Raw genomic sequence first — 2,208 nt, 5'->3', positions numbered from 1 at the left:
TTCTAAATATTCTTACGGGTTTTATTTGAAATCATCATAACTCAAACGAATCCGTCAAAAAGACTTGAAACCTGCCGCCTGGTAGAAGCACTGACTAGGCTCCAGACTCTTAAACCAAGCGAGGGGGCCACAAAGGGCCCCCTCGTTTATGCTCGTTTATAGCAAGATTGCTATTAGTCTTTAAGAACTGCCGAGATCATCTTGGCCGCTTCGGCCCGGGTTGCGCTGTTGTTTGGTTTGAAGTTACCGTTGGCGTAGCCGCCAACAATTCCGGCTTTTACGCATGCGCCGATGTAGTCTTTTGCCCAGTGAGAGCTGATATCTTTCATCGAACTCGTGCCGGAAGCAAGGTTTAGTGCTTTGGCCAATATCTTTGCGATCTCAGCCCGTGTGATCTTTCTGCCGGGCGCGAACGTGCCGTTTTCGTAGCCACCAAGAATACCTTTAGCCTTGGCGGTTTCAATATACTGGCGCGCCCAGTTGCCCTGTGGGACATCGCTAAACGATGATGTGGCCGGGCTTTCAAGCTGCCAGCCCATAGCCAGGCAGATCATCTTTGCAAACTCGGCTCTTGTGACGGATGCCTCAGGGCGGAATGATCCATCCTGATATCCCTTGATTATCTCTTTCTCTACAAGTTTCGAGATATAGCTTTGCGCCCAATGCGATGAGAGTACGTCTTTAAATGAGACCATCTTCTTTCCCGGTCCTGCAACTACCGGACCGGTCTTTGCGCCCTCCTTGCTGCTCGCATTATAGGCTGACAGCCAGTAATAATACGTGGTTTGCGCAGCTATGCTGGTATCGATATAGCTTGTTGTATCCTTGGTAGGGCCGGCAATCTTGGTTGCCTTTGACACGTCTGAGGTAAGACCACGGTAGAGATTATACCCTGCCAGATCCGCCTCGGTATTAGCGCTCCAAGATAGAGCTGTCTGGCTGTTTTCATATTTGGCGGTAAAGCCAAGCGGAGCTGCCGGAGCCTGAGCGTCCTGCGAGCTGCCGCTAGGGGCACCGGGGATATCGGCTGCCGTTACTGTTGCCTTAGCGATATTTCCCCACAGCGAGAAGTGCGCTACCGTTACCGTGATTGTGTGGTGAACGGTGTCGACAACCGCTGAATCGACTTTTTGCCAGCTACCGCTTTGATCATCCCAATAGGCCGGGACGAGATCGCTTTCGGTAACACCGCTTGGCAGGCTGCTTGGGTCATACGGGAACGTAATCGTTACCCCTGCATTAAAGTCGGTGATAGCCTGCCCGTTGGCATCCATGGCGGTAAGTTCATAGCCCAGGCCAACCGGTATAGCATCTTTCTGTTTACGCATGCCGGCCTTTGGCTTGGCAATCACGGTGACGTTGCCGTCAACGGCCAGAGCGCCCGCCGGTACCTGAATTTTTGTACCGTCGGATAGATCGATGATCTTCATCTGGTTTGCCGGGAACGTGACCGAAACGCCCTGAACCGTTTGCGCCACGCTGGCCAGGTCAAGCGTAATATTTGCCGTGCCTGAAGCATCTAGTGACACCGCCTGCTCGGGAGCAACGCTAAAGCCGCTATCGCTTTCAAACGACGCCCCAACATGCCAGGTGTCGTTGCCTTTTACGGATAAGCTGAATGTGCCGGTTTCTGTGGCGTCGACTTCTGAGTAGCCGCCGCCGTCAGACCATGCCCAGATAAGCGCCGGCTTACCGACACCGCTGAGTCGGGCCACGCCGGTAATTGTGGCGTCGGCGCTTCCAAACTGCAGATTAACCGTAGCTGTGGTGTTGTTTGCAACGGTGACCTCAACCGGTACTGGGTGGGTCAGTTGCTCGGTACGCATCTTCTCCGGCGATATACCGGCATGTACCTCATATGTACCCGCCGGTACTGTAAGGGTATAGTTTCCATCCTTATCCGTCGTTCCCGGTACAAACATCGCATTTCGCCCGTTGCTGTTAACGCTTTCCGGTTCCCCGGCGCCAACGAACGCATACGGCACACCGCTTCCATCCGGCATCTTTACCTGTCCGGTGATTACCGCCGATGCCTTGTAAAGCGTTATGTCTTTAGTGACATTTCCGGCAACGTTAATTGCGCTATCGGCATCCATCGGCGGGCGGCCGATGTAGCCGGTATCGCCGTTTACAAAGTAGCCGATTCGCCATGTTCCATCCGAGACGTTCAGCGTATACTTCCATTCATGTGTTCCGGGATCTTGCTCG

1 protein-coding gene is annotated in these 2,208 nt (G+C 53.4%); it reads right to left on the bottom strand.

Annotation, left to right across the window (positions count from 1 at the left end):
* Positions 1 to 173: 173 nt before the first annotated feature.
* On the bottom strand, positions 174 to 2,208 hold a 2,035-nt coding region (locus COY37_RS08060; protein WP_286977148.1), incomplete at its 5' end, for an S-layer homology domain-containing protein.

It is taken from the genome of Candidatus Aquicultor secundus (assembly GCF_002791875.1).
GTDB lineage: Bacteria > Actinomycetota > Aquicultoria > Aquicultorales > Aquicultoraceae > Aquicultor_A > Aquicultor_A secundus.
Note: the sequence above shows the minus strand (reverse complement) of the source record. Positions and strands in the feature narration are given on the sequence as shown.